The 25,340-nt window shown below is 66.7% G+C and carries 33 protein-coding genes; 26 read left to right on the plus strand and 7 right to left on the minus strand.

Annotated features, from left to right (window positions below; genetic code table 11):
• Positions 1 to 136 precede the first annotated feature (136 nt).
• Genes STE01S_RS08720 through fghA form a run of 6 tightly spaced genes read left to right on the plus strand, consistent with a single transcriptional unit; the run spans position 137 to position 4,322 of the window.
• A complete protein-coding gene (locus STE01S_RS08720) occupies positions 137 to 1,249 on the plus strand; it encodes an S-(hydroxymethyl)glutathione dehydrogenase/class III alcohol dehydrogenase (protein WP_062767051.1) in 1,113 nt (370 codons plus the stop codon).
• A 13-nt stretch (positions 1,250 to 1,262) separates the two neighbouring features.
• On the plus strand, positions 1,263 to 1,649 hold the full coding sequence (locus tag STE01S_RS08725; RefSeq protein ID WP_062767053.1) for a VOC family protein: 387 nt from the start codon (positions 1,263 to 1,265) through the stop codon (positions 1,647 to 1,649).
• 1 nt (position 1,650) lies between these two features.
• Complete coding sequence (gene purU / locus STE01S_RS08730; protein WP_062767056.1) at positions 1,651 to 2,523, plus strand: formyltetrahydrofolate deformylase; 873 nt, start codon at positions 1,651 to 1,653, stop codon at positions 2,521 to 2,523.
• A 55-nt stretch (positions 2,524 to 2,578) separates the two neighbouring features.
• The gene (locus tag STE01S_RS08735; protein ID WP_003052600.1) at positions 2,579 to 2,959 is read left to right on the plus strand and encodes a VOC family protein; all 381 of its coding nucleotides are present in this window, start codon (positions 2,579 to 2,581) and stop codon (positions 2,957 to 2,959) included.
• Positions 2,960 to 2,973: 14 nt separating this feature from the next.
• A complete protein-coding gene (locus tag STE01S_RS08740) occupies positions 2,974 to 3,477 on the plus strand; it encodes a prolyl-tRNA synthetase associated domain-containing protein (RefSeq protein ID WP_062767059.1) in 504 nt (167 codons plus the stop codon).
• Complete coding sequence (fghA, locus tag STE01S_RS08745; RefSeq protein ID WP_062767062.1) at positions 3,474 to 4,322, plus strand: S-formylglutathione hydrolase; 849 nt, start codon at positions 3,474 to 3,476, stop codon at positions 4,320 to 4,322. The genes STE01S_RS08740 and fghA overlap by 4 nt, the downstream gene beginning before the upstream one ends.
• A gap of 31 nt (positions 4,323 to 4,353) precedes the next feature.
• Here fghA and STE01S_RS08750 read toward each other — a convergent pair whose 3' ends face one another.
• The 5 genes from STE01S_RS08750 to STE01S_RS08770 all read right to left on the minus strand — a co-directional run bounded on the left by STE01S_RS08750 (position 4,354) and on the right by STE01S_RS08770 (position 9,209).
• Positions 4,354 to 5,331, minus strand: coding sequence for a quinone oxidoreductase family protein (locus STE01S_RS08750; RefSeq protein ID WP_062767065.1), 978 nt, complete (start codon positions 5,329 to 5,331; stop codon positions 4,354 to 4,356).
• Positions 5,332 to 5,395: 64 nt separating this feature from the next.
• Entirely contained in the window at positions 5,396 to 7,225 is a 1,830-nt protein-coding gene (locus STE01S_RS08755; RefSeq protein ID WP_062767071.1) for a DEAD/DEAH box helicase, read from the minus strand.
• A 148-nt stretch (positions 7,226 to 7,373) separates the two neighbouring features.
• On the minus strand, positions 7,374 to 8,546 hold the full coding sequence (locus STE01S_RS08760; protein WP_062767074.1) for a BaiN/RdsA family NAD(P)/FAD-dependent oxidoreductase: 1,173 nt from the start codon (positions 8,544 to 8,546) through the stop codon (positions 7,374 to 7,376).
• Between the two features lie 10 nt (positions 8,547 to 8,556).
• The gene (locus tag STE01S_RS08765) at positions 8,557 to 8,736 is read right to left on the minus strand and encodes a hypothetical protein (RefSeq protein WP_003052619.1); all 180 of its coding nucleotides are present in this window, start codon (positions 8,734 to 8,736) and stop codon (positions 8,557 to 8,559) included.
• Positions 8,733 to 9,209, minus strand: a complete 477-nt coding sequence (locus STE01S_RS08770; protein ID WP_040590862.1) for a GreA/GreB family elongation factor — start codon at positions 9,207 to 9,209, stop codon at positions 8,733 to 8,735. Before STE01S_RS08770 ends, STE01S_RS08765 begins: the two co-directional genes overlap by 4 nt.
• 150 nt (positions 9,210 to 9,359) lie before the next feature.
• Here STE01S_RS08770 and STE01S_RS08775 point away from each other — a divergent pair, with 150 nt between their 5' ends.
• The 9 genes from STE01S_RS08775 to STE01S_RS08815 are packed head-to-tail and all read left to right on the plus strand — an operon-like array spanning position 9,360 to position 14,795.
• Positions 9,360 to 9,656: a BufA1 family periplasmic bufferin-type metallophore gene (locus STE01S_RS08775; protein WP_062767077.1), complete on the plus strand. Its 297-nt coding sequence runs from the start codon at positions 9,360 to 9,362 to the stop codon at positions 9,654 to 9,656.
• Positions 9,657 to 9,665: 9 nt separating this feature from the next.
• A complete protein-coding gene (gene bufB / locus STE01S_RS08780) occupies positions 9,666 to 10,541 on the plus strand; it encodes an MNIO family bufferin maturase (protein WP_255265917.1) in 876 nt (291 codons plus the stop codon).
• A complete protein-coding gene (locus STE01S_RS08785; protein WP_062767080.1) occupies positions 10,534 to 11,250 on the plus strand; it encodes an HvfC/BufC N-terminal domain-containing protein in 717 nt (238 codons plus the stop codon). Before bufB ends, STE01S_RS08785 begins: the two co-directional genes overlap by 8 nt.
• A gap of 1 nt (position 11,251) precedes the next feature.
• Positions 11,252 to 11,710 carry a DoxX family protein gene (locus tag STE01S_RS08790; RefSeq protein WP_062767083.1) on the plus strand — a complete coding sequence of 153 codons (459 nt, stop codon included), beginning with the start codon at positions 11,252 to 11,254 and terminating at the stop codon, positions 11,708 to 11,710.
• Positions 11,707 to 12,228, plus strand: coding sequence for a sigma-70 family RNA polymerase sigma factor (locus STE01S_RS08795; protein WP_003052645.1), 522 nt, complete (start codon positions 11,707 to 11,709; stop codon positions 12,226 to 12,228). Before STE01S_RS08790 ends, STE01S_RS08795 begins: the two co-directional genes overlap by 4 nt.
• A gap of 1 nt (position 12,229) precedes the next feature.
• Positions 12,230 to 12,880, plus strand: coding sequence for an NrsF family protein (locus STE01S_RS08800; RefSeq protein ID WP_062767086.1), 651 nt, complete (start codon positions 12,230 to 12,232; stop codon positions 12,878 to 12,880).
• A 58-nt stretch (positions 12,881 to 12,938) separates the two neighbouring features.
• Positions 12,939 to 13,697, plus strand: a complete 759-nt coding sequence (locus STE01S_RS08805; RefSeq protein WP_255265918.1) for a head GIN domain-containing protein — start codon at positions 12,939 to 12,941, stop codon at positions 13,695 to 13,697.
• A 43-nt stretch (positions 13,698 to 13,740) separates the two neighbouring features.
• Positions 13,741 to 14,451 carry a head GIN domain-containing protein gene (locus STE01S_RS08810; RefSeq protein ID WP_062767092.1) on the plus strand — a complete coding sequence of 237 codons (711 nt, stop codon included), beginning with the start codon at positions 13,741 to 13,743 and terminating at the stop codon, positions 14,449 to 14,451.
• A gap of 32 nt (positions 14,452 to 14,483) precedes the next feature.
• Complete coding sequence (locus STE01S_RS08815; protein ID WP_003052655.1) at positions 14,484 to 14,795, plus strand: YdeI/OmpD-associated family protein; 312 nt, start codon at positions 14,484 to 14,486, stop codon at positions 14,793 to 14,795.
• A gap of 52 nt (positions 14,796 to 14,847) precedes the next feature.
• Here STE01S_RS08815 and STE01S_RS08820 read toward each other — a convergent pair whose 3' ends face one another.
• Together STE01S_RS08820 and STE01S_RS08825 are read right to left on the minus strand one after the other, a co-directional pair.
• On the minus strand, positions 14,848 to 15,285 hold the full coding sequence (locus STE01S_RS08820; RefSeq protein WP_058812414.1) for a VOC family protein: 438 nt from the start codon (positions 15,283 to 15,285) through the stop codon (positions 14,848 to 14,850).
• A gap of 13 nt (positions 15,286 to 15,298) precedes the next feature.
• Complete coding sequence (locus STE01S_RS08825; RefSeq protein WP_062767095.1) at positions 15,299 to 16,102, minus strand: aspartate dehydrogenase; 804 nt, start codon at positions 16,100 to 16,102, stop codon at positions 15,299 to 15,301.
• Between the two features lie 184 nt (positions 16,103 to 16,286).
• On the opposite strand from STE01S_RS08825, the gene STE01S_RS08830 reads away from it, so the two are divergent.
• Genes STE01S_RS08830 through STE01S_RS08880 form a run of 11 tightly spaced genes read left to right on the plus strand, consistent with a single transcriptional unit; the run spans position 16,287 to position 25,284 of the window.
• Positions 16,287 to 17,114 (plus strand): sulfite exporter TauE/SafE family protein, encoded by an 828-nt coding sequence (locus STE01S_RS08830; protein ID WP_062767098.1) that lies wholly within the window; start codon positions 16,287 to 16,289, stop codon positions 17,112 to 17,114.
• Positions 17,115 to 17,121: 7 nt separating this feature from the next.
• Positions 17,122 to 18,144 (plus strand): fumarylacetoacetate hydrolase family protein, encoded by a 1,023-nt coding sequence (locus STE01S_RS08835; RefSeq protein ID WP_082813274.1) that lies wholly within the window; start codon positions 17,122 to 17,124, stop codon positions 18,142 to 18,144.
• Positions 18,141 to 19,193 (plus strand): ABC transporter substrate-binding protein, encoded by a 1,053-nt coding sequence (locus STE01S_RS08840; protein WP_062767101.1) that lies wholly within the window; start codon positions 18,141 to 18,143, stop codon positions 19,191 to 19,193. The genes STE01S_RS08835 and STE01S_RS08840 overlap by 4 nt, the downstream gene beginning before the upstream one ends.
• A complete protein-coding gene (locus tag STE01S_RS08845; protein WP_062767104.1) occupies positions 19,190 to 19,747 on the plus strand; it encodes a VOC family protein in 558 nt (185 codons plus the stop codon). Before STE01S_RS08840 ends, STE01S_RS08845 begins: the two co-directional genes overlap by 4 nt.
• Positions 19,744 to 20,496 carry an ABC transporter permease gene (locus STE01S_RS08850; RefSeq protein WP_003052674.1) on the plus strand — a complete coding sequence of 251 codons (753 nt, stop codon included), beginning with the start codon at positions 19,744 to 19,746 and terminating at the stop codon, positions 20,494 to 20,496. The genes STE01S_RS08845 and STE01S_RS08850 overlap by 4 nt, the downstream gene beginning before the upstream one ends.
• Positions 20,493 to 21,242, plus strand: a complete 750-nt coding sequence (locus STE01S_RS08855) for an ABC transporter ATP-binding protein (RefSeq protein ID WP_062767306.1) — start codon at positions 20,493 to 20,495, stop codon at positions 21,240 to 21,242. Before STE01S_RS08850 ends, STE01S_RS08855 begins: the two co-directional genes overlap by 4 nt.
• Positions 21,242 to 22,069 (plus strand): alpha/beta fold hydrolase, encoded by an 828-nt coding sequence (locus tag STE01S_RS08860; protein WP_062767107.1) that lies wholly within the window; start codon positions 21,242 to 21,244, stop codon positions 22,067 to 22,069. The genes STE01S_RS08855 and STE01S_RS08860 overlap by 1 nt, the downstream gene beginning before the upstream one ends.
• A complete protein-coding gene (locus STE01S_RS08865; RefSeq protein ID WP_062767110.1) occupies positions 22,066 to 23,538 on the plus strand; it encodes a 2-hydroxymuconic semialdehyde dehydrogenase in 1,473 nt (490 codons plus the stop codon). Before STE01S_RS08860 ends, STE01S_RS08865 begins: the two co-directional genes overlap by 4 nt.
• Positions 23,539 to 23,547: 9 nt before the next feature.
• Positions 23,548 to 24,327 (plus strand): 2-keto-4-pentenoate hydratase, encoded by a 780-nt coding sequence (locus STE01S_RS08870; protein WP_062767113.1) that lies wholly within the window; start codon positions 23,548 to 23,550, stop codon positions 24,325 to 24,327.
• Positions 24,324 to 24,755, plus strand: coding sequence for a RidA family protein (locus STE01S_RS08875; RefSeq protein ID WP_062767115.1), 432 nt, complete (start codon positions 24,324 to 24,326; stop codon positions 24,753 to 24,755). Before STE01S_RS08870 ends, STE01S_RS08875 begins: the two co-directional genes overlap by 4 nt.
• 4 nt (positions 24,756 to 24,759) lie before the next feature.
• Positions 24,760 to 25,284: a 3-hydroxyanthranilate 3,4-dioxygenase gene (locus STE01S_RS08880; protein WP_062767118.1), complete on the plus strand. Its 525-nt coding sequence runs from the start codon at positions 24,760 to 24,762 to the stop codon at positions 25,282 to 25,284.
• Positions 25,285 to 25,340 lie beyond the last annotated feature (56 nt).

The raw sequence follows: 25,340 nt of genomic DNA on the forward strand, positions 1-25,340 counted from the left end.
AATGGCGCGACGTCGCGGCCCCTCCACCACCCTTCGGGCGGTCCCCCTCCCCACGGCCTCGCCGCAGGGAGGATCGGGAGTATCTTGCATTGCGACCCCATTTGCCTGATTGGGAGCGCCGAAAAGGAGACCGCCCATGAAGACCCGCGCCGCCGTTGCGTTCGAAGCGAAGAAGCCGCTCGAAATCGTCGAACTCGACCTCGAAGGCCCGAAGGCGGGCGAGGTGCTGGTCGAGATCATGGCGACGGGGATCTGCCACACCGACGCCTATACGCTCGACGGCTTCGACAGCGAGGGCATCTTCCCGAGCGTGCTGGGGCATGAGGGCGCGGGCGTGGTGCGCGAGGTCGGCGCGGGCGTCACCAGCGTGAAGCCCGGCGACCATGTGATCCCGCTCTACACCCCCGAATGCCGCCAGTGCAAAAGCTGCCTCAGCGGCAAGACCAACCTCTGCACCGCGATCCGCGCCACGCAGGGCAAGGGGCTGATGCCCGACGGCACGACGCGCTTTTCCTACAAGGGCCAGCCGATCTTCCATTATATGGGCTGCTCGACCTTCTCGAATTTCACCGTGCTGCCCGAGATCGCGGTCGCGAAAATCCGCGAGGACGCGCCGTTCCAGTCGAGCTGCTACATCGGCTGCGGCGTGACCACGGGGGTCGGCGCGGTGATCAACACCGCGAAGGTGCAGGTCGGCGACAATGTCGTCGTCTTCGGTTTGGGCGGCATCGGATTGAACGTGATCCAGGGCGCGCGCCTCGCGGGCGCGAACAAGATCATCGGCGTCGATATCAACCCCGACCGCGAGGAATGGGGCCGCAAGTTCGGCATGACCGACTTCCTCAACACCAAGGGCATGAGCCGCGAGGACACCGTGACCGCGATCGTCCAGCTGACCGACGGCGGCGCCGATTACACCTTTGACGCGACCGGCAATACCGAAGTGATGCGGACCGCGCTCGAAGCGTGCCACCGCGGCTGGGGCACCTCGATCATCATCGGCGTGGCCGAGGCGGGCAAGGAAATCGCGACGCGTCCGTTCCAGCTCGTCACCGGGCGCAACTGGCGCGGCACCGCCTTCGGCGGCGCCAAGGGCCGCACCGACGTGCCGAAGATCGTCGATATGTATATGACCGGCAAGATCGAGATCGACCCGATGATCACCCACGTCATGGGGCTTGAGGACATCAACAAGGGCTTCGATTTGATGCATGCGGGCGAGAGCATCCGCAGCGTCGTCGTTTACTAAGGGGCGAGGCGGCATGTTCAGCCATGTGACGCTCGGCGCCAACGACATCGCGACGACCAAGCGCTTTTACGATGCGGCGCTTGGTGCGCTCGGCATCCCCGTCGGCCGCGTCGATGAGCGTGGCCGGTTGATCTATGCGCATGACGGCGGACGGCTCGTCATCACCAAGCCGGTGAATGGCGAAGCGGCGGCGTGCGGAAACGGCCATACGCTCGGCCTGCTCGCGGCCTCGCCCGAGGCGGTCGATGCGTGGCACGCCGCGGGCCTTGCCAATGGCGGGACGAGCGCCGAGGATCCGCCGGGCATTCGCAACGCGACCGAAGGCCGGGTGCTGTATCTGGCCTATCTGCGCGATCCGGCGGGCAACAAGCTGTGCGCATTCCACAAGATTTCGGGCTGACATGACGACCGAACGTCCGGCCGCTTTCGTCCTGACCTTCAGCTGCGTCGATGCGGTGGGCATCGTCGCGGCGGTGACGGGGCTGCTTGCCGAAACCGACGGCTTCATCCTCGACAGCCAGCAATATGCCGACCTCGATTCGGGGCGCTTTTTCATGCGCGTCGAATTTCGCGGCGCGGGGCCGCGCTTTCCGCAGACGCTGGACGCGGTGCGCGCGGCGTTCGCGCCGATCGTCGCGCGGTTCGCTATGGAAGCGCGAATCAGCGATGCCGGGGCCAAGCCGCGCTTCGTGATCGCCGTGTCGCAGGGTAGCCATTGCCTCAACGACCTGCTCCACCGCTGGTCGACGGGCAATCTGGCGATCGACATCGTCGGCGTGGTGTCCAACCACGACCATTTGCGCCGCCTGACCGAATGGCACGGCGTGCCCTTCCACTATCTGCCCGTCAGCGACGCGAACCGCGCCGAACAGGAAGCCGCGATGCTGGACGTCATGGCACGCGGCGGCGCCGATTATCTGGTGCTCGCGCGCTATATGCAGGTGCTTTCGGCCGATCTGTCGGCGAAGCTCGCGGGGCGCTGCATCAACATCCATCATAGCTTCCTGCCCGGCTTCAAGGGCGCCAAGCCCTATCATCGCGCGCACGAACGCGGGGTGAAGCTGATCGGCGCGACGGCGCATTTCGTGACGAGCGACCTCGACGAAGGCCCGATCATCGAGCAGGCGGTCGAGCGCGTCGACCACCGCGACGGGATCGAAGACCTGATCCGTATCGGCCGCGATGTCGAGGCGCAGGTGCTCGCGCGCGCGGTGCGCTGGGTCGCCGAACAGCGGGTGTTGATCGACGGACGCAAGACGGTGGTCTTCCGTTAGTCACGCGAACAGGATAAGTCCCGATTCGCAACCAAATCAGGAGGAGCCAAGGGCGATGTACAGTCACAATATGGTCGGATCGAACGACCTCGACGCATCGAAGAAATTCTATGACGCGACCTTTCAGGCGATCGGCGGCAAGCCGGGCATCGTCGACGACAAGGGACGCCTCATCTATATGCACAATGGCGGGCTGTTCCTCGTGACGGCCCCGATCGACGGCCAGCCAGCGACTGCGGGCAATGGCTGCACCATCGGTTTCGCAATGGAAGGGCCCGAGCAAGCGAAGGCGTGGCATGACGCCGGCGTCGCCGCGGGCGGCACTTCGATCGAAGATCCGCCGGGCGTGCGCGAAGGCGGCTTCGGCAGCCTGTACCTCGCTTATCTCCGCGATCCGTCGGGCAACAAGCTGTGTGCGCTGCACCGCGTCGTCTGACTTTCTGAGGGCTTATGCGCGGTGAGGCGGGATTGCTGGCGGATCTGGATGCGCTCGCCATCCCCTTCGCCGCGCACGAGCATGTCGCGGTGTTCACCGTCGCCGAAAGCGACACGGTGAATGCCGCGATTCCCGGCGCGCACACCAAAAATCTGTTCCTGAAGGACGCGGGCGGGGCCTTCTGGCTCGTCACCGTGCCGGGCGAAGCGCGCGTCGACCTGAAAGCGCTGCCCGCCGCGATCGGATGCAAGCGCGTGAGCTTCGGCAAGGCCGACGACATGCAGCGGCTGCTCGGCATCGCCCCGGGATCGGTGACGCCGCTTGCCGCGATCAACGCCGCACCGGGAAGCATCACGGTGGTGCTCGATGCCGGGCTTGCGGCTGCGGAGCGCGTCAACCTCCATCCGCTGCGCAACACCGGAACCATCGGCCTTGCGGGCGCAACGATCCTCGACCTCTTGCGTCATTGGGGGCATGAGCCGTTGATCGCTTCCATACCCGTGCAGGACAATCCATGACCCTCGAAACGCTATCGACCAACCGCAGCCATGGCGGCACGCAGGGCGTCTATCGCCATGCCAGCGACACCACCGGCACCGACATGACCTTTGCGGTGTTCGTTCCCGATCATGCGCCGGGCGCGAAGCTGCCGGTGCTGTGGTATCTGTCGGGGCTGACCTGCACCCATGCCAATGTGATGGAAAAGGGCGAATATCGCGCCGCCTGCGCGCAGCACGGCATCATATTCATCGCTCCCGACACGAGCCCGCGCGGTGAGGGCGTGCCCGACGATCCGGAGGGCGCATGGGATTTCGGACTCGGCGCCGGCTTCTATGTGGATGCGACCGAGGCGCCATGGGAAAAGAATTACCGCATGCGCTCCTATATCGGGGATGAGCTCCCGTCGGTGGTGCTGCGCAATTTCCCGATGGCCGACATGACGCGGCAGGGGATCAGCGGTCATTCGATGGGTGGCCATGGCGCGCTGACGGTGGCGCTGCGCACGCCCGACCGCTTCCGCTCGGTCTCGGCCTTTTCGCCGATCGTCGCGCCGCTGCAATGCCCGTGGGGCGAAAAGGCGCTGTCGAACTATCTCGGTGCCGACCGCGAGCCGTGGAGTCACTATGACGCCTGCGCGCTGATCGAAGGCGGCGCGCGCGTTGCCGACCTGCTCGTCGATCAGGGAGAGGCGGACAGCTTCCTCGAAGATCAGCTCAAGACGCATCTGCTGGTCGAGGCGTGCGAGAAGGCGGGGCAGAAAGCCGAAATCCGCATGCAGCCGGGCTATGACCACAGCTATTATTTCATCTCGACCTTCATGGCCGAGCATATCGGCTGGCACGCCGAACGGTTGAAGGCTTAGTCGCTCCCCTCCCGCCCGCAAGCGGTAAAGATCAGGGCATCAACAGCGTCGACCCCGTGGTCCGGCCCGCTTCCAGATCTTCGTGTGCGCGAGCCGCGTCGCGGAGCGGGTAGCGCTGACCGATGGTGATCGCGACCGCGCCGCTTTCGAGCATCTCGAACACGCGCGCGGCGCCGGCGGCGCGTTCGCCGGGATCGAGATAATAGTCGAACAAGGTCGGGCGCGTGACGAACTGCGATCCGTGCTGCGCAAGAATGCCGAGATTGACGCCGGTCACCGGCCCGCCGGCATTGCCGTAGCTGACGATCAGCCCGCGGCGCGCGGTGGCCTTGAGCGAGGTCGCCCAGGTCGCCATGCCGATGCCGTCGAAAGTGACGGGAACGCCTTGGCCGTCGGTGATTTCGCGGACGTGCGCGGCGACATCTTCGTCCCGGTAGCGGATGACATGGTCGGCGCCGGCGTCGCGCGCGGCCTGTTCCTTGGCTGCGGTGCTGACGGTGCCGATCACGGTGGCGCCGACGGCTTTCAGCCATTGGACGAGGATCAGACCGACCCCGCCGGCGGCGGCGTGGACGAGCACCGGCCAGCCCGCCTCGACCTTGGCGCAGCGTTCGACGAGCGCTTCGACCGTGCAGGCCTTGAGCAGCGCGGCGGCGGCGGTCTCGCCGTCGATCGCCGCAGGCAGTTTGAACAGCGCGGCTGCGGGGACGAGCCGCGCGGTCGCATAGGCCGTGCGGCGGGGGCCGAAAGTCGCGACGCGGTCGCCGGGCTTCAGCCCGTGGACGTCGGCACCGATCGCCACGATCTCGCCCGCCGCCTCGAGCCCCAGACCGCCAGGAAGGTCGACCGGGTAGGTGCCGTCGCGATGATAGGCGTCGATATAATTGAGCCCGACCGCGGTCTGGCGGACCAGCACCTCGCCCGGGCCGGGCGCGCCGAGCGTGACGCGGCGCCACTGGATGACGTCGGGACCGCCCTGCTTCTCGATAAAGGCTTCAACCGCTTCCATGCGTCCTCTCCTGCCGTTCGCCCGATTTGGGGCGGCGGCGGAGAGGGCGCAAGGGCTCTACGCCTTAATATTTCCCGGTCTTGCGCGGGTTGCGCTGGCCGTACGGTTTGGGCTTGTAACGGTCGGCGCCGCCGCCGGGGGCGCCGGGGCCGCGCGGTTTGCGCGGACCGTCGCCGCGAGGGCCGTCGTGGCGCGGGCCAGTGTCGCGGCGCCCGCCCTTATGGGGGCGCGTGTCGCGGCGCGGCGGATAGGTGCTGCCTTCGGGCGCCGGGGTGATGGCGACGCCGCTATCGTCTTCGCCATCCTTGTTCGCGGTGCGCGACACGGCTTCGGCGAAGCGATCGGCGATCGCGAGCGGGATATTGAACAGCGTTTCGTTGGGGCCGATGCGGATCGCGCCGATTTCGTGCTTGGTCACATGGCCGCGGCGACAGAGCAGCGGCAGGATCCAGCGCGGATCGGCGTTCTGGCGGCGGCCGATGTTGAGCCGGAACCAGACGCTGTCGTCGAACTGTTCGCGGTCCGCCCCACGATCGGCGCGCTCGAGACGCTCACCGCGTTCGGGGCGCTCGCCGCGCGGGCGCGGGCCGTTATCGATCAGATCCTCGGGCGGCGGCATCGTCGCGCGGTGCGAGCGGACGAGCGCGGCGGCGATGTCTTCTGCGCTGCGCTCCGCGAGCAGGCGCTGGCCGAGTTCGATGTCATCAGCCTCATGTTCGACCGGCGCGAGCAGCGCCTCGATCAGCCGTTCCTTGTCGCGCGCGCGCACGTCGGTCGCCGTCGGCGCGTTCATCCACTGCGCGTCGATCTTCGCACCGCGCAGCATACCGTCGACGCGGCGGCGGCGCGGATAGGGGACGATGAGCACGGCGGTGCCCTTTTTCCCCGCGCGACCGGTGCGGCCCGAGCGGTGCTGAAGCGTTTCGGCATCGCGCGGGATTTCAACGTGAATGACGAGGCTGAGGCTCGGCAGGTCGATACCGCGCGCGGCGACGTCGGTCGCGACGCAGACGCGTGCGCGGCGGTCGCGTAGCGCCTGCAGCGCGTGGTTGCGTTCGGATTGGCTGTGCTCGCCCGACAGCGCCACCGCCGCGAAGCCGCGCTCGAGGAGACTGGCATGGAGGCGGCGGACATTGTCGCGGGTGGCGCAGAACAGCATTGCCGTGTCGGCCTCGTGCAACCGCAGCAAATTGACGACCGCGCCCTCGATATCGGCGGGGGCGACGGTGACGACCTGATAGGCGATGTCGCCATGGCCGCGATCTTCGCCGACGGTCGAGATGCGCAGCGCGTCGCGTTGATAATGTTTGGCAAGCTGGGCGATCGGCTTGGGGATCGTCGCCGAAAAGAGCAAAGTGCGGCGCGTTTCGGGGGTCGCGTCGAGGATTTCCTCAAGGTCTTCGCGAAAGCCCATGTCGAGCATTTCGTCGGCCTCGTCGAGCACGGCGACGCGCAGCGATTCCAGGTCGAGAGCGCCGCGTTCGAGATGGTCGCGCAGGCGGCCGGGGGTACCGACGACGATGTGCACGCCCTGGCTGAGCATCCGGCGCTCGCGGCTTGCATCCATGCCGCCGACGCAGGTCGCGATGCGCGCGCCGGCCTTCGCGTAGAGCCAGCTCAGTTCGCGGCTGACCTGCAACGCGAGTTCGCGCGTCGGTGCGATGATCAGCGCCAGTGGCGCCGCCGCGAAGGGCAGGCGCCCATCCTCGAGCAATTCGCCGGCCATGGCGAGACCAAAGGCAACGGTCTTGCCCGATCCGGTCTGTGCCGAGACGAGCAGGTCGCGGCCTACAGCTTCGGCTTCGACGACGTGGGTCTGGACGGGGGTGAGTCCTTCATAGCCGCGCGCGGCAAGGGCGTCCGCAAGGACGGGCGAGAGATTTTCAAAAGGCATTTTATTCTTCTTATCCTGTGCAGCAAAGGCGCCGCTGTTTGGTCCTCGCTGCCCAGTCTGCGTCCCGGGGTCTGTCGCCCGCGATCGAAACACTGGTCATGGATGCCGAAACCCGTTCGGCATGACGAAGAAATATCTGGGTTTTTTCCTAAAGAGCCTGACCCGCCGCGTATCCGCTGGCCCAGGCCCATTGAAAATTATAGCCGCCCAGCCACCCGGTGACGTCCACGGCTTCGCCGACCGCATACAGTCCCGGCACGCTTTTGGCCATCATTGTTTGCGATGAGAGATTTGCGGTCGAAATGCCGCCCACCGTCACTTCGGCCTTGGCGAAGCCTTCGGTGCCGTTCGGACGGAAGGTCCAGCGCGCCAGCCGCGCCTCGGCATCGGCGAGCCTGCGGTCGGTCTGCGCGCCGAGCTCGCCGGGCAGCGCCAGCCGCTCGGCGAGTGTCTGCGCCAGCCGATCGGGCAAGGGCAGCGTTGCGGCGAGCGTGGCGCGTGGACGCGCGCGCTTTGCGTCGATCAGCCAGCCGGGTGCGGCGGCGGGCAGGAAATCGATCGTTACCGGATCGCCGGGACGCCAATAGCTACTGATCTGGAGGATCGCCGGACCCGACAGCCCCTTGTGGGTGAACAGCGCCGCTTCGCGGAACGCCGCCTTGCCGGCGTGTGCTTCGACCGGGGTTGCGACCCCCGACAGGTCGCGGAACAACACATCGTCACCGCCGAGCGTCAGCGGGACGAGCGCGGGGCGCGGCTCGACGATTTTCAGGCCGAACTGGCGCGCCAGATCGTAAGCAAAGCCGGTCGCACCCATCTTCGGGATCGATGGGCCGCCGGTAGCGATGACGAGGTTGGACGCGCGGACAGGCCGGTCGCCGAAGGCGACGGAGAAGATGCCATCCGCATGCGTGACCGCGCGCACCGGCTGGCCGCAGCGGACTTCAACTCCGCCCTTTGCACATTCCTCGAGCAGCATCGCCACGATCTGTTTCGCCGACCCATCGCAGAACAGCTGGCCGAGCGTCTTTTCGTGATGTGCAATGCCATAGGCATCGACCAGCGCGATAAAATCGGCGGGCGTGTAGCGCGCGAGCGCCGATTTGGCGAAATGCGGATTCGCCGAAATATAGCGGTCGGGCGCGGTGTGGATATTGGTGAAATTGCAGCGGCCGCCGCCCGAGATCAGGATTTTCTTGCCCACCTGCTCGGCATGGTCGAGCAGCAGGACGCGGCGACCCCTTTGCCCCGCGACCGCGGCGCACATCAGCCCGGCCGCGCCGGCACCCAGCACGATGGCATCATAATCGGGGGCGGTCATGCGAGGGACGTCAGCGCAGCTTTGCGATCGACAGGCCGTCGGCCTTGGCGCGGATCTTAACCGACTCTTCGCTGCGCGTCAGGGCCTTGGCGATGGCCTTGAGCGCCATGCCCTTTTTTGCCAGCGTGTGGAGCTTGTCGATTTCGGCGGCGGTCCACGGCTGCTTGTGGCGTTCGAACTTGTCCTTCATGCCATTTCCTCCGCATCGGGCGCGGCGGCAAGGACGGTGATGGCATCCTCGCGGCTCTGGAATTCGACGTTCTCGCCGACCTCGGCGCCCATCAGGGCGCGGCCGAGCGGCGCGGTGAAGGCGATCCGCCCTGCCGCCGGATCGGCTTCGTCATGCCCGACGATCGTCACGGCGCGCTCGGTACCCGCGAGCCGATAGCGTACCGCGCTGCCGACCCCGACGATCCCGTCCGCGGGCGCGACCTGCACCTCCGCGGTCGCGTGGCGCGTGGCGACATAGCGCTGGCGGCGTTGCAATTTCTTGCGCGCATCGTCGGTTTCCGCCGCCGCGATGGCGGCTTCGATCTGCGCGAGTTCTTCGCCGAGCAGACGATGTCCGCGCGGGGTCACCAGATTGGCGCCCGGCGGGATCGGCCATTCGAAGACCGGTTCCATATGTTCGTCATCGCTTTCGCGGCGGAACGCTACGCTCACGTTTCTCTCTCGATATCGGGGAGGGGAAAGGCTCCTTTGCCGCGCGAAGGTGGCGACAAGATGGCGCGCTGTAACCTTGCCGGGCGGCGCGGCGAATTTCCCTTCGATGCCATCCCCCCGCATCCCCCTTTGTTGTGAATGGAGTGAAGAATGAGCAATGCCGTGAAACTGTCGCTGGCCGCCTCGGCCGTTCTGGCCATGGCCGCCGGCGCGATGGCGCCGGGAACCGCTGCTGCAGCCGGAAAGACCGAAAAATGCTTCGGCGTCGCGCTGAAGGGCAAGAATGATTGCGCCGCCGGTCCGGGCACGAGCTGCGCGGGCACCTCGACGGTCAATTATCAGGGCAATGCCTGGAAGTCGGTTCCGGCGGGCACCTGTGTCAAGATGGGCGGCACGCTGACCGCGCATGAGGGCAATGCCAAGCCGGTGCCGCAAAAGAAGAGCTGAGCCCCCGCCGTGTCCGCCTCCACTACCCCCCGGCTGCCCCGACGCGCCGGCATAGGACTGAAATCTCAGCATTATGCCGCGCTTCTTGCCGCGGTGGAGGCGGGCACGGCACCCGCCTGGGCCGAAATCCACCCCCAGAATTATTTCGGCCCGGGCGGGCCCCCGCATCGCTGGCTGACCGCGGTCGCCGAGCATATGCCGCTCAGCTTTCATTCGGTCGGCCTGTCGCTGGGGTCGTCGGGCGGCGTCGATCGCGGCGAGCTCGATGCGCTGGCGGCGCTGTGCGCGCGCTATGTGCCTGCCATGGTGTCGGACCATCTGAGCTGGAGCAACGGCCCCGGTGACAAATTTCCCGACCTGTTGTCGATGCCCTATACCAGCGCCGCGCTCGTGCATTTTGCGGGCGAAGTGGGGCGCGTGCAGGACCGGCTCGGCCGCACGATCCTCATCGAAAATCCGTCGCGCTATCTTGCCTTTGCGGCAAGCAATTGGTGCGAGGTCGATTTCCTGCACGAATTGTGTCGCCGGACCGGCTGCGGCCTGTTGCTCGACATCAATAACATTCTCGTTTCCGCCCATAATCTGGATCGCGACCCCGAAGCCTGGCTTGACGCCTTCGACCCGCGGCTGGTCGGCGAAATTCATGTGGCGGGCCATGCGGTAAAGCCCGATGGCGACGGCGGCACGATCGCCATCGACGATCATGGATCGCCGGTCGGCGCGGCCTGCTGGACTTTGCTCGACCGCTTTCTGCACCGGGCAGGGCCGACGCCGGTGCTCGTCGAATGGGACAGCGACGTTCCGGATTATGCGGTGCTACACGCCGAAGCCGTGCGCGCCGACACGCTCATCGCGGCCTGTTCATCCGTCACCGCCGATGCTTGAGCGCGATCAGGCCGCCATCACCGCGGCGATCAACGGCGGGCCCGACCATTTGCCCGACTGGCTGTTCGCGGGCGATCCGGCGCAGATCCTGCGCGGGCTGCGCGTCCATGCCAATACGATCTCGCACGCGCGGCTCGTCGCGCTGGAGGAGACGTTTCCGCTATGCCGCGATCTGCTGGGCGTCGAAACATTCAACCGGCTGTCGCGGCATTATGTCGAAACAAACGGCGCGCGGCGTCGGGCGTTGGCCGATATCGGCGCCGGCTTTGCCGACTGGCTGCGCGGAAAAGCACCGCCGCCCGCGCAGGACCTCGCCCGGATCGAATGGGCGTGGCTCGAATGTTATCACGCCGCGGACGCGCCCGCGCTGACCTTGGCCGAACTGGCGGGGCAGAGCGAGGCGGCGCTGCTGTCGCTGGCGGTCCGGCGGCATCCCGCCGCGCGGATCGTCCGCCTGTCGAGCGATGCAGCGGCGGCGCTCGACCCCGCGCTCGCGGCGGCACGGCTCGTGCTCCTCGCCCGGCCCGATGCGGAGGTGCGCGTTCACGCGCTTGCCCCTGCCGAAGCCGCGGCGCTGGCGCTGGCCGATGATTTCGGCCCGCTGCGTAACCTGATCGCGCTTCTTGCCGAAAAGCATCCGGGCGGCGGCGCGGCGATCGCGTCGCTGATCGCCACCGGGGCGCTCGAAACAGCGCAGGAAGAAGGATAGCATGAAGCAGATTGTCGCATTTTACGATCGCGGCGTGGCGATCGTTTCGGGCCGGTTCGTCGAAAGCGTCGCCCTGCTGCTGCTGCGCGTCGCGCTGGGCGGCGTCTTCTGGCGATCGGGGCAGACGAAGGTGGTCGAAGGGAGCTTCCTTACCATCGATCCCAACACTTATGATCTGTTCCGCAACGAATTTTCCGGCCTGCCGCTCGACGCCTCGATCGCGGTGCCGCTGACGACCTGGGCCGAGCATATCTTCCCTGCGCTGTTGATCATCGGCCTTGCCACCCGCTTTTCGGCGGGCGCGCTGCTGGTGATGACGCTCGTCATCCAGATATTCGTCTTTCCAGACGCGTGGTGGCCGGTCCATTCGCTGTGGACCGCGATGGCCGCGATCCTGATCGTGCGCGGCGGCGGCCTGTTTTCCCTCGACGCCTTGCTTGTTAGGATGCGCGGGAAATGAGCCTCGACGAACCTTCGCTCGCGCGCCTGATGGCCGCTTCGCAGCGGGGGGATCGTGCGGCCTATCGCGCGCTGCTCGGCGATTGCCGGACATGGCTCGCGCGCTATTTCGCGCGGCGGATCGCGCCGCATCAGGTCGACGATCTGATTCAGGAAACTTTGGTGTCGATGCATCGCAAGCTGGCGACCTGGGACAGCGATCGCGCCTTTCTGCCGTGGCTCGCCGCCATCGCGCGCTATCGCTGGATCGACATGCTGCGCCGCCAGCGTGACGAGGCCGAGCTCGGCGACAATGACGCCGCCGTGGGCGCCGAGGACGAAGCGGTCCATGCACGGCTCAGCCTCGATCATCTGCTCGCGCTGTTGCCGCCGAAACAGGCGCAGGCGATCACGCTGGTCAAGATCGAGGGCGCGTCGATCGCCGAGGCATCGCGGATTTGCGGGCAGAGCGAATCGCTGGTGAAGGTGAATATTCATCGCGGCTTGAAAAAGCTCAGCCAATATATTGAAAGCGAATGACATGACGGACGTATCGATCGACGATCTGATCGACGGCCTGGCCGATGATCTGAAGCCGATCCGGCCGCGCCGGCTGCTGCGCGGCGGGGCCTGGACCGCGGCGGCGTGGCTGATCGGCGGCGGCACCCTGCTGTGGCTGCTGGGGATGCGGCACGATCTGGCTCATGGTGCCTCTATGGCGCCGATGCCGATGTTCGCCTTCTGGCTGATCGTCGCGCTGGGACTGGCCGCAACCTGGAGCGCCTTGCGCATGGGGCTGCCCGGAGTCGGGCGCGACTATAGCGGGTGGCGCTGGGCCGGGCTCGCGGCGCTCGCGCTGCCGCTGACTGCGCTCGTCGTCGGGCTGGGCGATACCCATGCGGCGATGCACGGGATGGACCCGCACGGCGGGATGCGCTGCACGCTCGACGGATTGGTTGCCGGGCTCGGGGTCGGAGCCGCGCTGTTCGCGTGGTTGAAGGGCGGTGCCCCGACCTCGCTCGAACGCGCCGGCTGGGTTGTCGGGGTCGCGGCAGGTGCGGCGGGTGCGGCGGTGCTCGCGCTTCATTGTTCGTCGGACAATATGGTCCATATCGCGCTGTGGCACGGGCTTGTCGTCATCCTGTCGGCGATTGCCGGGCGCCTGATCCTGCCGCCGCTGCCGCGCTGGTAGGACGGACTGGACAGTATGCCTCCTCTGTGTTAGGCGACTAATACAGAGGAGATTGATGATGCGAAACCGGTTGATTGGCGTTTTGCCGCTGGCGCTTGTGATGGCGACCGCGGCCTGTGGCGGATCTTTCACGATCGACAGCGACAAGGACAGCAAGTCGGGTGCCCGCGATGCGGGACCGGTTACCACCCGCGGCTTCGCGCTGAACGGCTTCACCGGCGTCAAGGTCACCGGCCCCGACGACGTCACGATTCGCCAGGGCGACGCCTTCGCCATCACGGCCAAGGGGCCGCAAGGCGAGCTCGACCAGCTCGAGATCGTCACCGACGGTTCGACGCTGTCGATCGGCCGCAAGCGCGACGGTTTCAGCTTCGGCGGGCGCGACCATGAGGGCGTCGAAATCAGTATCACCATGCCGAAACTGTCGATGCTGCGTCTGACCGGATCGGGTTCGATCGACGCCGACAGTGTCGATGGCGACGCGCTGGAGGCGACGGTGACCGGATCGGGCGACCTCAAGGTCGCGAAGATGACCGGGCAGAGCGCGAAAATCGCGATTTCGGGATCGGGCGACGTCGATATCGGCGGCGGTACGATCAATTCGGGCGCGATCAGCGTGACCGGATCGGGCGATGTCGATGCCAAGGGGCTTGCGGCGCAGACGCTCGACGTGTCGGTCGCGGGATCGGGCAATGTCGAAGGACAGGCGAGCGGTACCGCGGCGATCAATATCCTGGGGTCGGGCGATGTGACGCTGACCGGCGGTGCGACCTGCACCTCGCGCGAGATGGGATCGGGAACCGCAACCTGCAAATGATCGCGCGCTGGTGCCGCCGCCGCGAACCGGTTAAGGCGGCGGCATGACCAGCATCATGCGATGGGCTGCAATCGCGGCGACCGCCCTCTTGTCCGCTGCGTCGGCGCATGCCGCCGAAAAGCGCTTCGGCCTCACCAGTTTCGCGGCGATCGAAGTCGGCGCCGATGTCGATGTCGAGGTGGTGACACGCGCGCCGGTGAGCGCGGTGGCAACGGGATCGCAGGATGCGCTCGACCGGCTGACCGTCGAAAATCGCGACGGACGGCTGGTGATCGGGATGCGCCAGTTCGCGGGTGACGACCGCCGCGGCAGTTCGCCGGGCGCGGTGCTGCTCCGCATCAACGCCGCGACGCTGCAATCGGCAACGCTGGTCGGCGCGGGGTCGCTTCACATCGACGGGATGAAGGGCCAGCGCGTCGCACTCGGCCTGCGCGGTCCGGGCAAGCTGAGCGTCGACGCGGTCGATACCGACCGGTTGGCGGTCGCGATGATCGGCAACGGCACGCTGACGCTCGCCGGCAAGGCGAAGCAGGCGCAGATGACGCTGTCGGGTTCGGGAGTCGTCGATGCCGGCAAGCTGGCGGTCGACGGACTGATTTCGGACAGCGAAGGGACGGGCGACCATATCTTCAACGCGGTCAAATCGGCCGCGATCACCACGCGCGGCAGCGGCAAGACCGTGGTGCTGGGGCGCCCCGTCTGCACCGTGCGCAACGTCGGCACCGGCACGGTGGCGTGCGGCAGGGCGCGCTAGGGCGCGCGGCGGGACACGGAAGGGACGCTGGCGTGAGCGATGATTTTCTTCAGGGCACCGTGCATCAGGCGGGCGACGATATGCAGACCGCGATATGCGCCGATCCGGCGGTCTTCGCGCTGTGGCAAGGGCTGACGCCGCTCGGGCGCAATGAATTCATCTGCTGGGTGGAGGATGCGAAACAGGCGGCGACGCGCGCCCGGCGCATCGGCCGCACCGTCGAGGAGTTGCAGGAAGGCAAGAAGCGCCCCTGCTGCTGGGCGGGCTGCATCCACCGCACCGACAAGGCGCCAAGCCGGTGGCAACAGGCGGTGCTGATCGACGGCAAGGCGAAGGCGCGCTAGGCGGAGCCGGGACGACGCACATTGCGCCGCCACTAGCCCGCCGCCGAGTTCCCTAGCTGGCGCTTTTGAAGCTTTCGGTGCCGGCCCAGCCGCGTTCGGACACGTCCACCATCACATTTTCCGGCCCCGTCATCTTGTACTCGGCATTGTCCTTGGCTGGGTTTTTGCCGAGGCCTTGCGCCAGATTGACGTCGTGGCGCGGCGCGTAGCCCGAATTTTCGAAGCGTTCGACCACTTCGGCGATATCGTCGCACTGGAAACCGATGTGGTGCAGCCCGGTATAGCCTTCGGGAAATTCCATTCCCGCGGCGGGGCGGTTCTTGAAACACAGCAGCGCGATGTTGATGTGGCCGTCGGTGACATAATAGCCGTGCGCGTTGCGGCTATCGATCTTGCCCGCGACGGTCCAGCCGAGGACTTCGGTGAAGAAGCCGACCGAATTGTCGGGGTCGGCGGACGCGATTGCCACATGGCGGAGGCGGGTGGTCATCGGGGAAACCTTTCTATGTTCCGATACGAATGGGGCTGACGAGATCGTGCAGCGCCGCGACGATGCTTTGTGCGGTGATGCGGCCGGTGCCGGGATTTTCGTCGGTGGGGATATTCTCGATCGCGAGTTCGAAGCGCGCGCTGTCCGAATCGACGATGATGCGGTGCGTGTTGCGCGTAAGGGCCGGGTCGGCCCAGATTTCGAGCCGCGTCTGGTCGGGGCCTGTTCCGGCCAGGCCCAATGCAGCGGCAACATTGACATTGGCCGGAAAGGCGATGGCACCTTCGCGCGCGCTGCCTTCGAATATCTTCAGCGGTTCGTCGATTTCCGTAAGGTCGATGCCGTTGCGCACGACGTGTTCGGCCTTGACGAGCGATTTGACGGGTTTGCGCGTCACCATCGTCACCGAATGGATCGAGCCGACCGCCGCCGCGCGCACCGCATCGAGACCGAGCAGCGCGCCGGTGGCCAGGATGATGCGGCCGCCATGGTCACGCGCGAACCCGGCCGCCCCGGGCCATTGCATCAACGCGGCGCCGCTGACCGTAACCAGCGTCTTGCCGGCGCATAATGTCGCTTCGGCGATGTCGCGAAACGCTGCGGTCGGCGCGCTGTCTACGATGACATCGGACAAGGCGACGAGTTCGGCGGTGTCGACGATCGGAACCGGCCGTGCAAGCTGCGCCATGGCGGCTTCGGCGCGGGTGCGATCACCCGCCGAGACGGCGGCAAGCGCCAGCGGCAGATCGCTATTCTCGATATGGCGCGCGACGACGCGGCCGATGGTGCCGAACCCGGCAATGCCAATGCGTTTCATGGCCCCGCGCTAAGGGGGCATTGCTATATGCGATAATATCGATTGTCCGTTTCGCTATCTGCGAACGGCTATAAAGGCGCTTGGGCCACCGCTATCTATTTTTGATTATAGATAGGCGCATATTCTATCTTTGACTGCATATCGTCTGCCCCGCACAAGCAGGATCGAACTGTCGGGGGAGGCCATGCAGGCGCTTTTGAATCCGGATATGGTGATGCTCGCGGCGATGATGCTGTTGACCGGCGCGGTCGGCGGCGTGATCGCGGGGATGCTGGGCGTCGGCGGCGGGATCGTGATCGTCCCGGTGCTCGACCTCGTGCTCGCGGCACTGGGCATCGATTCCTCCGTGCGCATGCACGTCGCCGTTGCGACCTCGCTTGCGACGATCATCCCCACCGCTATCTCCTCATCGCGCGCGCACGAAGCGAAAGGCGCGGTCGATCATGACCAGCTCAGGCGCTGGGGCGTCGCGATCTTCCTCGGAGCGATCGCGGGCGTGCTGCTCGCGAGCCGCGTCAGCGGCGACGTGCTGTCGGCGGTGTTCGGCATCGTCGCTTTGCTCGTCGCGGTGAAGATGCTGCTGCCGCTGGAGGGCAAGCATATCGCCGAGACGATGCCGGAGGGCGTGGCCGGGCAGGCGATCCCCTTCGCGATCGGCGGCATTTCGAGCATGATGGGGATCGGCGGCGGGACGCTCAGCGTGCCCGTGATGACCTTGTTCAACGTGCCCATCCATCGCGCGGTGGGCACCGCGGCGCTATTCGGGCTGCTGATCAGCGCGCCCGCCGCGGTCGCCTTCGTCGTTACCGGCTGGCACGTCGAAGGCCTGCCGCCGGGCAGCCTTGGCTATGTCAATCTGATCGGCCTTGCCGTCATCGGCCCCGCAACCTTCGTCACCGCGCCGTGGGGCGCCCGCATCGCGCATGCGCTCTCCAAACGCCAGCTCAGCATCCTGTTCGGCCTCTTTCTCACCGTCGTCGCGGTGCGGATGCTGATCCGGGCCTTCGGGTGAGCGGGGGGTGGCGACATTCGACCGCCGTGCGGCACTGGCCGCGATCGGCGCCGGCCTTGCTCTCGGCTGCGCCGCGCCCGGCTTCGCACGCAATTTTCAGAAGGATGATCTACGCATGACCCGCTTTGCCCTTGCCACCCGCCTCACACCGGACGGTGCGCGCCCGATGATCCGGGTCGGCGACGCTTTTCATGATTTGCACGATGCGGCGGCAACGCACGGCTTTACCGCGGTGGCGGACGATGTCACCACGATCATACGCGACTGGGATGCCCGCCGCGAAGGGCTGTTCGCGCTCGCCCATGTGCTGGAAGGCGCGGCGGGCGGAATCGACGCGCCCACGCTTGCGGCGCCGTTCGAGCCGCGGCGCATCTTCGCCGCCGCGTCGAACTTCATCGAACATGCCGAGGAAATGCAGACCAAGCTCGCCGCCAAGGCCGAGAGCGAGCCGTATATCTTCCTCAAGACCGTCGAGAGCGTCGTCGGCCCGAACGAAACGGTCGTCGTCCCGTCGCAGGTGTCGCGCCCCGACTGGGAGGTAGAACTCGGCGTCGTCCTCGGCCGCGCGGGCAAGAATGTCGCGGCGGCCGACGCGCATGACCTGATCGCTGGCTATACGATCGTCAACGACGTCTCGGCGCGCGACCGCACCCGGCGCAGCGACTTTCCCTTCTCGCACGACTGGTTCCGCGGCAAGAGCTTCGACAGCTTCACGCCGCTCGGCCCCGTATTCGTCCCGCGCGACTGCCTCGGCGATCCGCACGCCATCCGCTTGGGGCTCAAGGTCAATGGCGAGGCGATGCAGGACGGCAACACGTCCGAGATGATCTTCAACATCTACGAACAGATCGCCTATCTCTCGACGATCCTCGAACTCCGGTCGGGCGACCTGATCGCCTCGGGCACCCCCGCCGGGGTCGGCATGGGGCGCGGCGTCTTCCTGAAGGACGGCGACGTCATGGATGCCTGGGTCGAAGGGATCGGCGAGCTTCGCAACCCCGTTTCCGCGCCACACCTGCCGCGCGCATGACGCCTCGGGCCGCCTTTTCGCGCCACGCGCTGATCGCGCCGCTGCTGGTCGTTGCGGCGATCGCCGTGCTGACGCTGTGGAGCGCCTTCGGCGGCAACGCGCCGCAGGCCGCGAAGCAGGCGGAGGGAGCGCGAACCGTGCGCTTCAACATGGCGTGGCTGCCGCAGGGTAGCATGGCGGGCATTTTCGTCGCGATCGACAAAGGCTATTTCGCCGATGCCGGACTCAACGTCGAAGCGGTGCGCGGCTTCGGCGGCATGCGAACCGCGAACGAACTCGACCAGGGCATGTTCGAATTCGCCTATATCGACCCGCTGTCGGTCGCGCTCAGCCGCGCCAAGGGCGGCAAGGTCCGGATGATCGGCGGCATCAACATGCGGCTTCCCGCCGGCGCCTGCTTCGTCAAGGAGCGACATCGCATCTCTGCCCCCGCCGACCTTGCCGGACTGCGCTTCGGCGCCGGGCAAAGCTCGATGATCCAGGCGCTGCTCCCGGCGTGGCTCAAGGACAACGGCGTCAACCCGGCGCGCGTCGAGCAGATCCAGCTCGACCCGGCGATCGTCGTCTCCTCGCTCGTCGAAGGGCGGATCGATGCCGCCGAATGCTGGCTCGGCAATTCGATGGCACTGTTCGACAAGGCGGCGAAGGCGAAGGCGGTGACGATCGGGCGCATCGCCTATGCCGACTTCGGGCTCGACGTTTACGGCAGCGGTTTCGCGACGCAGGACGCGCTGATCGAAAAGCAGCCCGACCTCGTGCGCGCTTTCCTGAAGGCCGCTTATCGCGGCTATGCCGACGCGGCGCGCGATCCGAAGGGTGCGCTCGCTATCATCCGCAAGGCCTATCCTTTGCTCGACGAGGCGGTGACCGAACGCCAGATTCGCGAGACCGCCGATCTGATGGCGGCCGAGGGCGGTTCGCATCGCCTGACGCCCGAAAAGGTCGCGCGCACAGTCACCTATCTACAGGCGAGCGGCCAGCTTCGGGGCTTTGACCAGACGCCGCAGCTCTTCACCAACGCCTTCGTTCCGATGGGGAATCAGCCATGACCGATCCCGCTTCCTACCGCCCGCGCCCGACGCGGCTCGGCCACCTCGTGCTCAAGGTGCGCGACATCGACCGGAGCCTCGCTTTCTATACCGAGGTCGTCGGGTTGACCGTGTCCGACTGGATCGACCATCATATGGTCTTCCTGCGCGCGGGCGAGGATCATCACGACCTCGCGCTGCTCCAGCTGCCGCCGGGTCATACCGATATTCCCGAAGGCCATTATCCCGCGGTCGAGCATTTCTCCTACCGCCTCGAAACGATCGAGGAGATGGAGAAGGTCGCCGAGATGCTCGTCGCGCGCGCCATCCCGATCGACCGCGGCATCGGCAAGCATGGCCCGGGGGCGAACACCTTCCTCGTCTTCCGCGACCCCGACGGCAACAATGTCGAATTCTACACCGACATGACGCAGATCACCGCCGGCAGCCCCTATGAACCTTCGGTTTGGGACGGCAAGGACCTCGAAACCTTCGACCGCTGGCACCTTGATCGCTTCCTCGTACCGCCACCGGCGCGCATCGTCGCCTTGCTGGGCAAGGACGGCGACGCGTGAGCAGGTGGTTCAATCGCGACGCCGCGATCAGCATCGCCTTCTTTGCGGCGCTCGGCCTCGCATGGGAATATGGCGTCCGCTGGTCGGGGGTACAGTCCTACCTGCTGCCGCCGCCGAGCGCGATCCTCGGCGAGCTTTGGCAGTCGCGCGGGCCGATCCTGTCGCAGAGCCTCGTCACGCTGACCGAGGTGTTCTGGGGCTTCATCATCGCGGTCGCGCTCGGCGTCCCAATCGCGGCGCTAATCTATTTCTCGCGCACCGCGAAAAGCACGGTCTATCCGCTGTTCGTCGCGTTGCAGAGCGTCCCCAAGATCGGACTCGCGCCGCTGATCGTCGTCTGGTTCGGCTACGGCCTCGCGTCGAAGCTGATCATGGCGTTCCTCTTCGCCTTCTTCCCGATCATCATCGCGACGCTCGGTGGACTGGCGAGCACGCCCGCGCATCTCGAAGAGCATTTCCGCGCACTCCGTGCCTCGCCGATGCAAAGCTTCTGGCGGCTGCGTGTGCCCGCCGCGCTGCCGAGCTTCCTCGACGGTTGCAAGGTCGCGATGCCGCTCGGGGTGATCGGCGCGGTCGTCGGCGAATTCGTCGGCTCTAACGACGGGCTCGGCAATCTTATCCTCACGGCCTCCGGTTCGGGCCATACGACGCTGACCTTTGCAGCGTTGATCGCGGTGACCTTGCTGTCGCTCCTTCTTTTCTACGGCGTCGCCTATTGGGAACGCTTCATCTGGTGGCGCGCGGCATGAGCGCGGTGATCTCCATGGCCGGTGCCGGCAAGGCATTCGATGGCCGCAAGGTGCTGACCAACGTCAGCGCCGAAATCGGCGCGGCCGAATTCGTCTCGGTGCTCGGGCCTTCGGGCTGCGGCAAGAGCACGCTGCTCCGCCTGATCGCCGGACTCGAGCCCTTCGACGACGGCGGCATATTGTTCAACGGCGCGGTGGTGCAGGCCCCGTCGCCCGACATGGGCTTCGTCTTCCAGACCTCGAACCTGCTGCCCTGGCTCAATGTCCGCGACAATCTGCTGCTCGGGGTTGATCTCGACCCGGCGGCGAAACGTCCCGACGCGGCGGCGCTGGCCAAACTGGTGGAGACGCTGGGGCTGACAGGTTTCGAGGACAGCCATCCGCACCAGCTTTCGGGCGGTATGCGCCACCGCGTCGCGATCGGTCAGGCGCTCGCCCGCGGACCGCAGGTGCTGCTGATGGACGAGCCCTTCGGGGCGCTCGACGCGTTGACGCGCGACCGGCTCAATATGGAGCTGCTGCGCATCTGGCAGCGCGACCGCAAGACGGTGCTGCTCGTCACTCACAGCATTTCGGAAGCCGTACTGCTCTCCGACCGCGTGCTGGTGATGTCGGAGCGGCCGGGGACGATTATCGAGGATGTCCGCATCGACCTGCCGCGCCCGCGCGATCCGAGCATGACGCGCGAGGATCCGGCGTTCGGCGATTATGTCGTGCGGCTCAGCAAATTGATGGGAGTATCGTGATGGACAGCGGTATGCTGGCGACGGCGGGTGCCGAAATATACTGGCAGGCGCTTGGGGAGGGCCCCGCGGTCGTGCTTGCGCACGGCGTCGGCGGCAACCATGCGATCTGGTATCGCCAGATCGATGCGCTCTCGCGCTCGAACCGCGTCATCACCTTCGACCATCGCGGCTTCGGCCTGTCGCGCGACCTCGACGGGCGCGGGCGCGACGCCTTCGTCGAAGACCTGACGGCGCTGCTCGACCATCTCGGCGAATCCAGGGTCGCGCTCGTCGGTCAGTCGATGGGTGCGGGCACCTGCATCGGCTTCGCGCACGGCGCGCCCGAACGCGTCGCGGCGCTCGCCATCTGCGACAGCCTGCACGGGATTGCCGAAAGCGCCGAGATCAAGACGATCATGGACGCCGCGCGCGCGAACACCGCCGACCTCGCGCAGATCGAGCGCGTGCTTGGCGCCAATGCACCGCGCGAGCTGGCGGCGCTCTATTGCCAGATCGCAAGCTTCAACATCGCCGATCGCCACAATCTGGCGGGCCGCTTCGACGCGTGCCCCGCGGTCGATCTCGGCGGTAAGGGGTTCCCGATTCTCTTCCTTTGCGGGGTCGAGGATCGGCTTTTCCCGATCGAGGCGGTGCGCGTCGCGCAGGCCGAGGTTGCGGGTTCCTTCCTCGTCGAGATCAACGACGCGGGCCATTCGGCCTTTCTCGAAGCACCCACACAGTTCAACGACACGATACTGTCGCTGCTCCAGATGGCAGGCCATGTCGGCAAGGCCGGTGCCGCGCACAGCAATGCGGCGGGCTATGTTGCGGTCGGGGGTGCGGCGTGACCGGCTATCCTTTCGCCGACCGCCCGGTGCTCAACTATGTAGACGGCACCTTCGTGGAGGGCGATGTCTGGTTCGACAATGTGAACCCGGTCGACGGCAGCGTCGCCGGGCGCGTGTCGCAGGCGAGCCGCGACCTCATCGACCGCGCCGTCGCAGCCGGGCGCGCCGCGCTCAAGGGACCGTGGGGCAAGATGTCGCAGGCCGAACGCTGCAAGCTGCTCGTCCGTATCGCCGAGGGGATCGAAGCACGCTTCGACGAATTCGCCGCCGCCGAGATCGCCGACACCGGCAAGTCGCTGCATCAGGCGCGGACGATCGACATTCCGCGCGGCGCCGCCAATTTCCGCGCCTTCGCCGCACTCGCCGAGGCGCGCGCGATGCCGAGTTTTCGCACCGATCTGCCGGGCGGACGCAGCGCGATCAACTATGCGATCGCGCGGCCCTTGGGTGTCGTCGCGATCGTCTCGCCGTGGAACCTGCCGCTGCTGCTGATGACGTGGAAGGTCGCGCCCGCGCTCGCCTGCGGCAATGTCGTCGTCGTCAAGCCGAGCGAGGAGACGCCCTCGACCGCGACCCTGCTCGCCGAAGTGATGGATGCGGCGGGGGTGCCGCCGGGGGTGTTCAACCTCGTCCACGGCTTTGGCGCGGAATCGACGGGCGAATGGCTGACCGCCAATCCCGATATCGACGCGATCACCTTCACCGGCGAGTCCGCGACCGGCGGCGCGATCATGCGCGTCGCGGCGGCGGGGGTGAAACCCGTCTCGTTCGAACTCGGCGGCAAGAATGCCGCGCTCGTCTTCGTCGACTGCGATTTCGACGAGGCGGTCGCGGGGACGGTGCGCTCGGTCTTCTCGAACTGCGGACAGGTGTGCCTCTGCACCGAGCGCGTCTATGTCGAGCGGCCGATCTTCGACCGCTTCGTCGCCGCGCTCGCCGAAAGGGCAAAGGCGCTCACCGTCGGCGATCCCTGGTCGGGCGCCGACATGGGGCCGCTGATCTCGCACGGGCACCGCGAGAAGGTGCTTTCCTATTACGCGCTCGCGCGCGAGGAAGGCGCGACAGTGGTGTCGGGCGGGGGCGTTCCCGAACTCGAAGGCGCGCTCGCGGGCGGCGCCTTTGTCGAGCCAACGATCCTCACCGGGCTCCGGCCCGATGCCCGCTGCGTGCGCGAGGAGATTTTCGGCCCCGTCTGCCACATCGCGCCCTTCGACAGCGAGGCGGAAGCGGTCGAGCTTGCCAACGACACCGACTATGGCCTTGCCGCTGCGATCTGGACGCGCGACGTCGGCCGCGCGCACCGCGTCGCGACGCAGATGGAGGTGGGCATCGTCTGGGTCAACGAATGGTTTCTGCGCGACCTGCGCACCCCGTTCGGCGGCATGAAGCTGTCGGGCATCGGGCGCGAGGGCGGCGAGCATTCGCTGAATTTCTATTCCGAACCGACCAATATCTGCGTGAAACTGTAAGAGGACATCATGGCCGACATTGCCGCTATCGCCGCAAGGCTCGACACCGCCGCCAGCGAGGCCAGGGCGATCCCGCAGATCACAGGGGAAGCCGGAGACCTGTCGCTCGCAGACGCTTATGAAATCCAGCGCGCCGCGATCGACCGGCGCCTCGCGCGCGGCGCGACGCTCGTCGGCGTGAAGATGGGCTTCACCAGCGAAGCCAAGATGGCGCAGATGGGGCTCAAGGACCAGATCTGGGGCCGGCTGACGTCCGACATGGTCGTCACCAACGGTGCCGCGATCGACCGCACGCGCTTCATCCACCCGCGCGTCGAGCCCGAGGTCGCGGTGCGGCTGAAAGCGCCGCTGGCGGGCGAAGTGACGCGCGAGGAGGCGCTCGCGGCCATCGATGCGGTCGCCGCGGCGCTCGAGATCATCGACAGCCGCTACGAGAATTTCCGCTTCGCGCTCGGCGATGTCGTCGCCGACAATGCCTCCTCATCTGCCTTCGTCACCGGGCCGTGGCTTGCCGCCGACACTGATATCGCCGATGTCGCGATGGTAATGCGTGTCGACGGCGAGGTGGCCGAGACCGGGACGAGCGCCGCGATCCTCGGCGACCCGATCCGCTCGCTCCTCGCCGCGGCGCGGCTTGCGGGGGCGGCGGGACTGGTACTCCAGCCGGGCTGGACGGTGATGCTCGGCGGCGCGACCGCGGCGGCGGCAATCGGCGATGCGCGCAGCGTGTCGCTCGACGCGGGCCACCTCGGCCGCGTCGGCTTCACGATCGCAGGAGGGGCAGCATGAGCGAGCATGAGGGCAGGGTGATCCCCGGCAAGGCGCGTCCGCGCGGCCGCTTTCCGCATTATCGCCGCGCCGGCGATTTCGTTTTCGTCTCGGGCACCAGCTCGCGCCGCGCCGACAACAGTTTCGCGGGCGCTTCGGCCGACGAATATGGTACCGTCAGCCTCGACATCGCTGAACAGACGCGCGCGGTGATCGAGAATATCGGCGCGATCCTCATCGACGCGGGCGGCTCGCTCGCCGACGTCGTCGACGTAACGAGTTTCCTCGTCAGCATGAACGATTTCGGCGGCTATAACGCTGTCTATGCCGAATATTTCGACGAAGCCGGTCCCGCGCGGACGACCGTCGCGGTCCACCAGCTTCCCCACCCGCATCTGCTGATCGAGATCAAGGCGACTGCCTTCATCCCGCGCGCGCCCAAAGGATGACGCCATGCTGACCTATGGACTGCCCTTCAACTTCCGCGAATGGATCGAAGATCATCGCGACGTGCTGCAACCCCCGGTCGGCAATGCGCAGATCTGGGAAGATGCCGACTTCATCGTCACCGTCGTCGGCGGTCCGAACCAGCGCACTGACTATCATGTCGATCCGCTCGAGGAGTTTTTCTACCAGATCGAGGGCGACATGAACCTGCGCCTGTGGACCGATGACGGCCCGAAGGACATGCCGATCCGCGAAGGCGACATTTTCCTGTTGCCGCCGAACGTCCCGCACTCGCCGCAGCGCCCCGTCGCGGGCAGCGTCGGCCTTGTCATCGAACGCAAGCGCCCCGACGGGCTGATCGATGCCTTCCAGTGGTATTGCGACGATTGCGGCCACATCGTCCACCGCGTCGAGGTCCAGCTCCAGAGCATCGTCCGCGACCTGCCGCCCTTGTTCGAAGCCTTTTACGCGAGCGAGGCGCTGCGCACCTGCGGCCACTGCGGCGCCGTCCATCCGGGCAAAGCGCGATGACGGCAACCCACGAAGCCGTCGCCCGTCGCCTGCGCGATGCCTATGCGGGCGCCGGT

The sequence above is a fragment of the Sphingopyxis terrae subsp. terrae NBRC 15098 genome, from assembly GCF_001598815.1.
Lineage (GTDB): Bacteria > Pseudomonadota > Alphaproteobacteria > Sphingomonadales > Sphingomonadaceae > Sphingopyxis > Sphingopyxis terrae.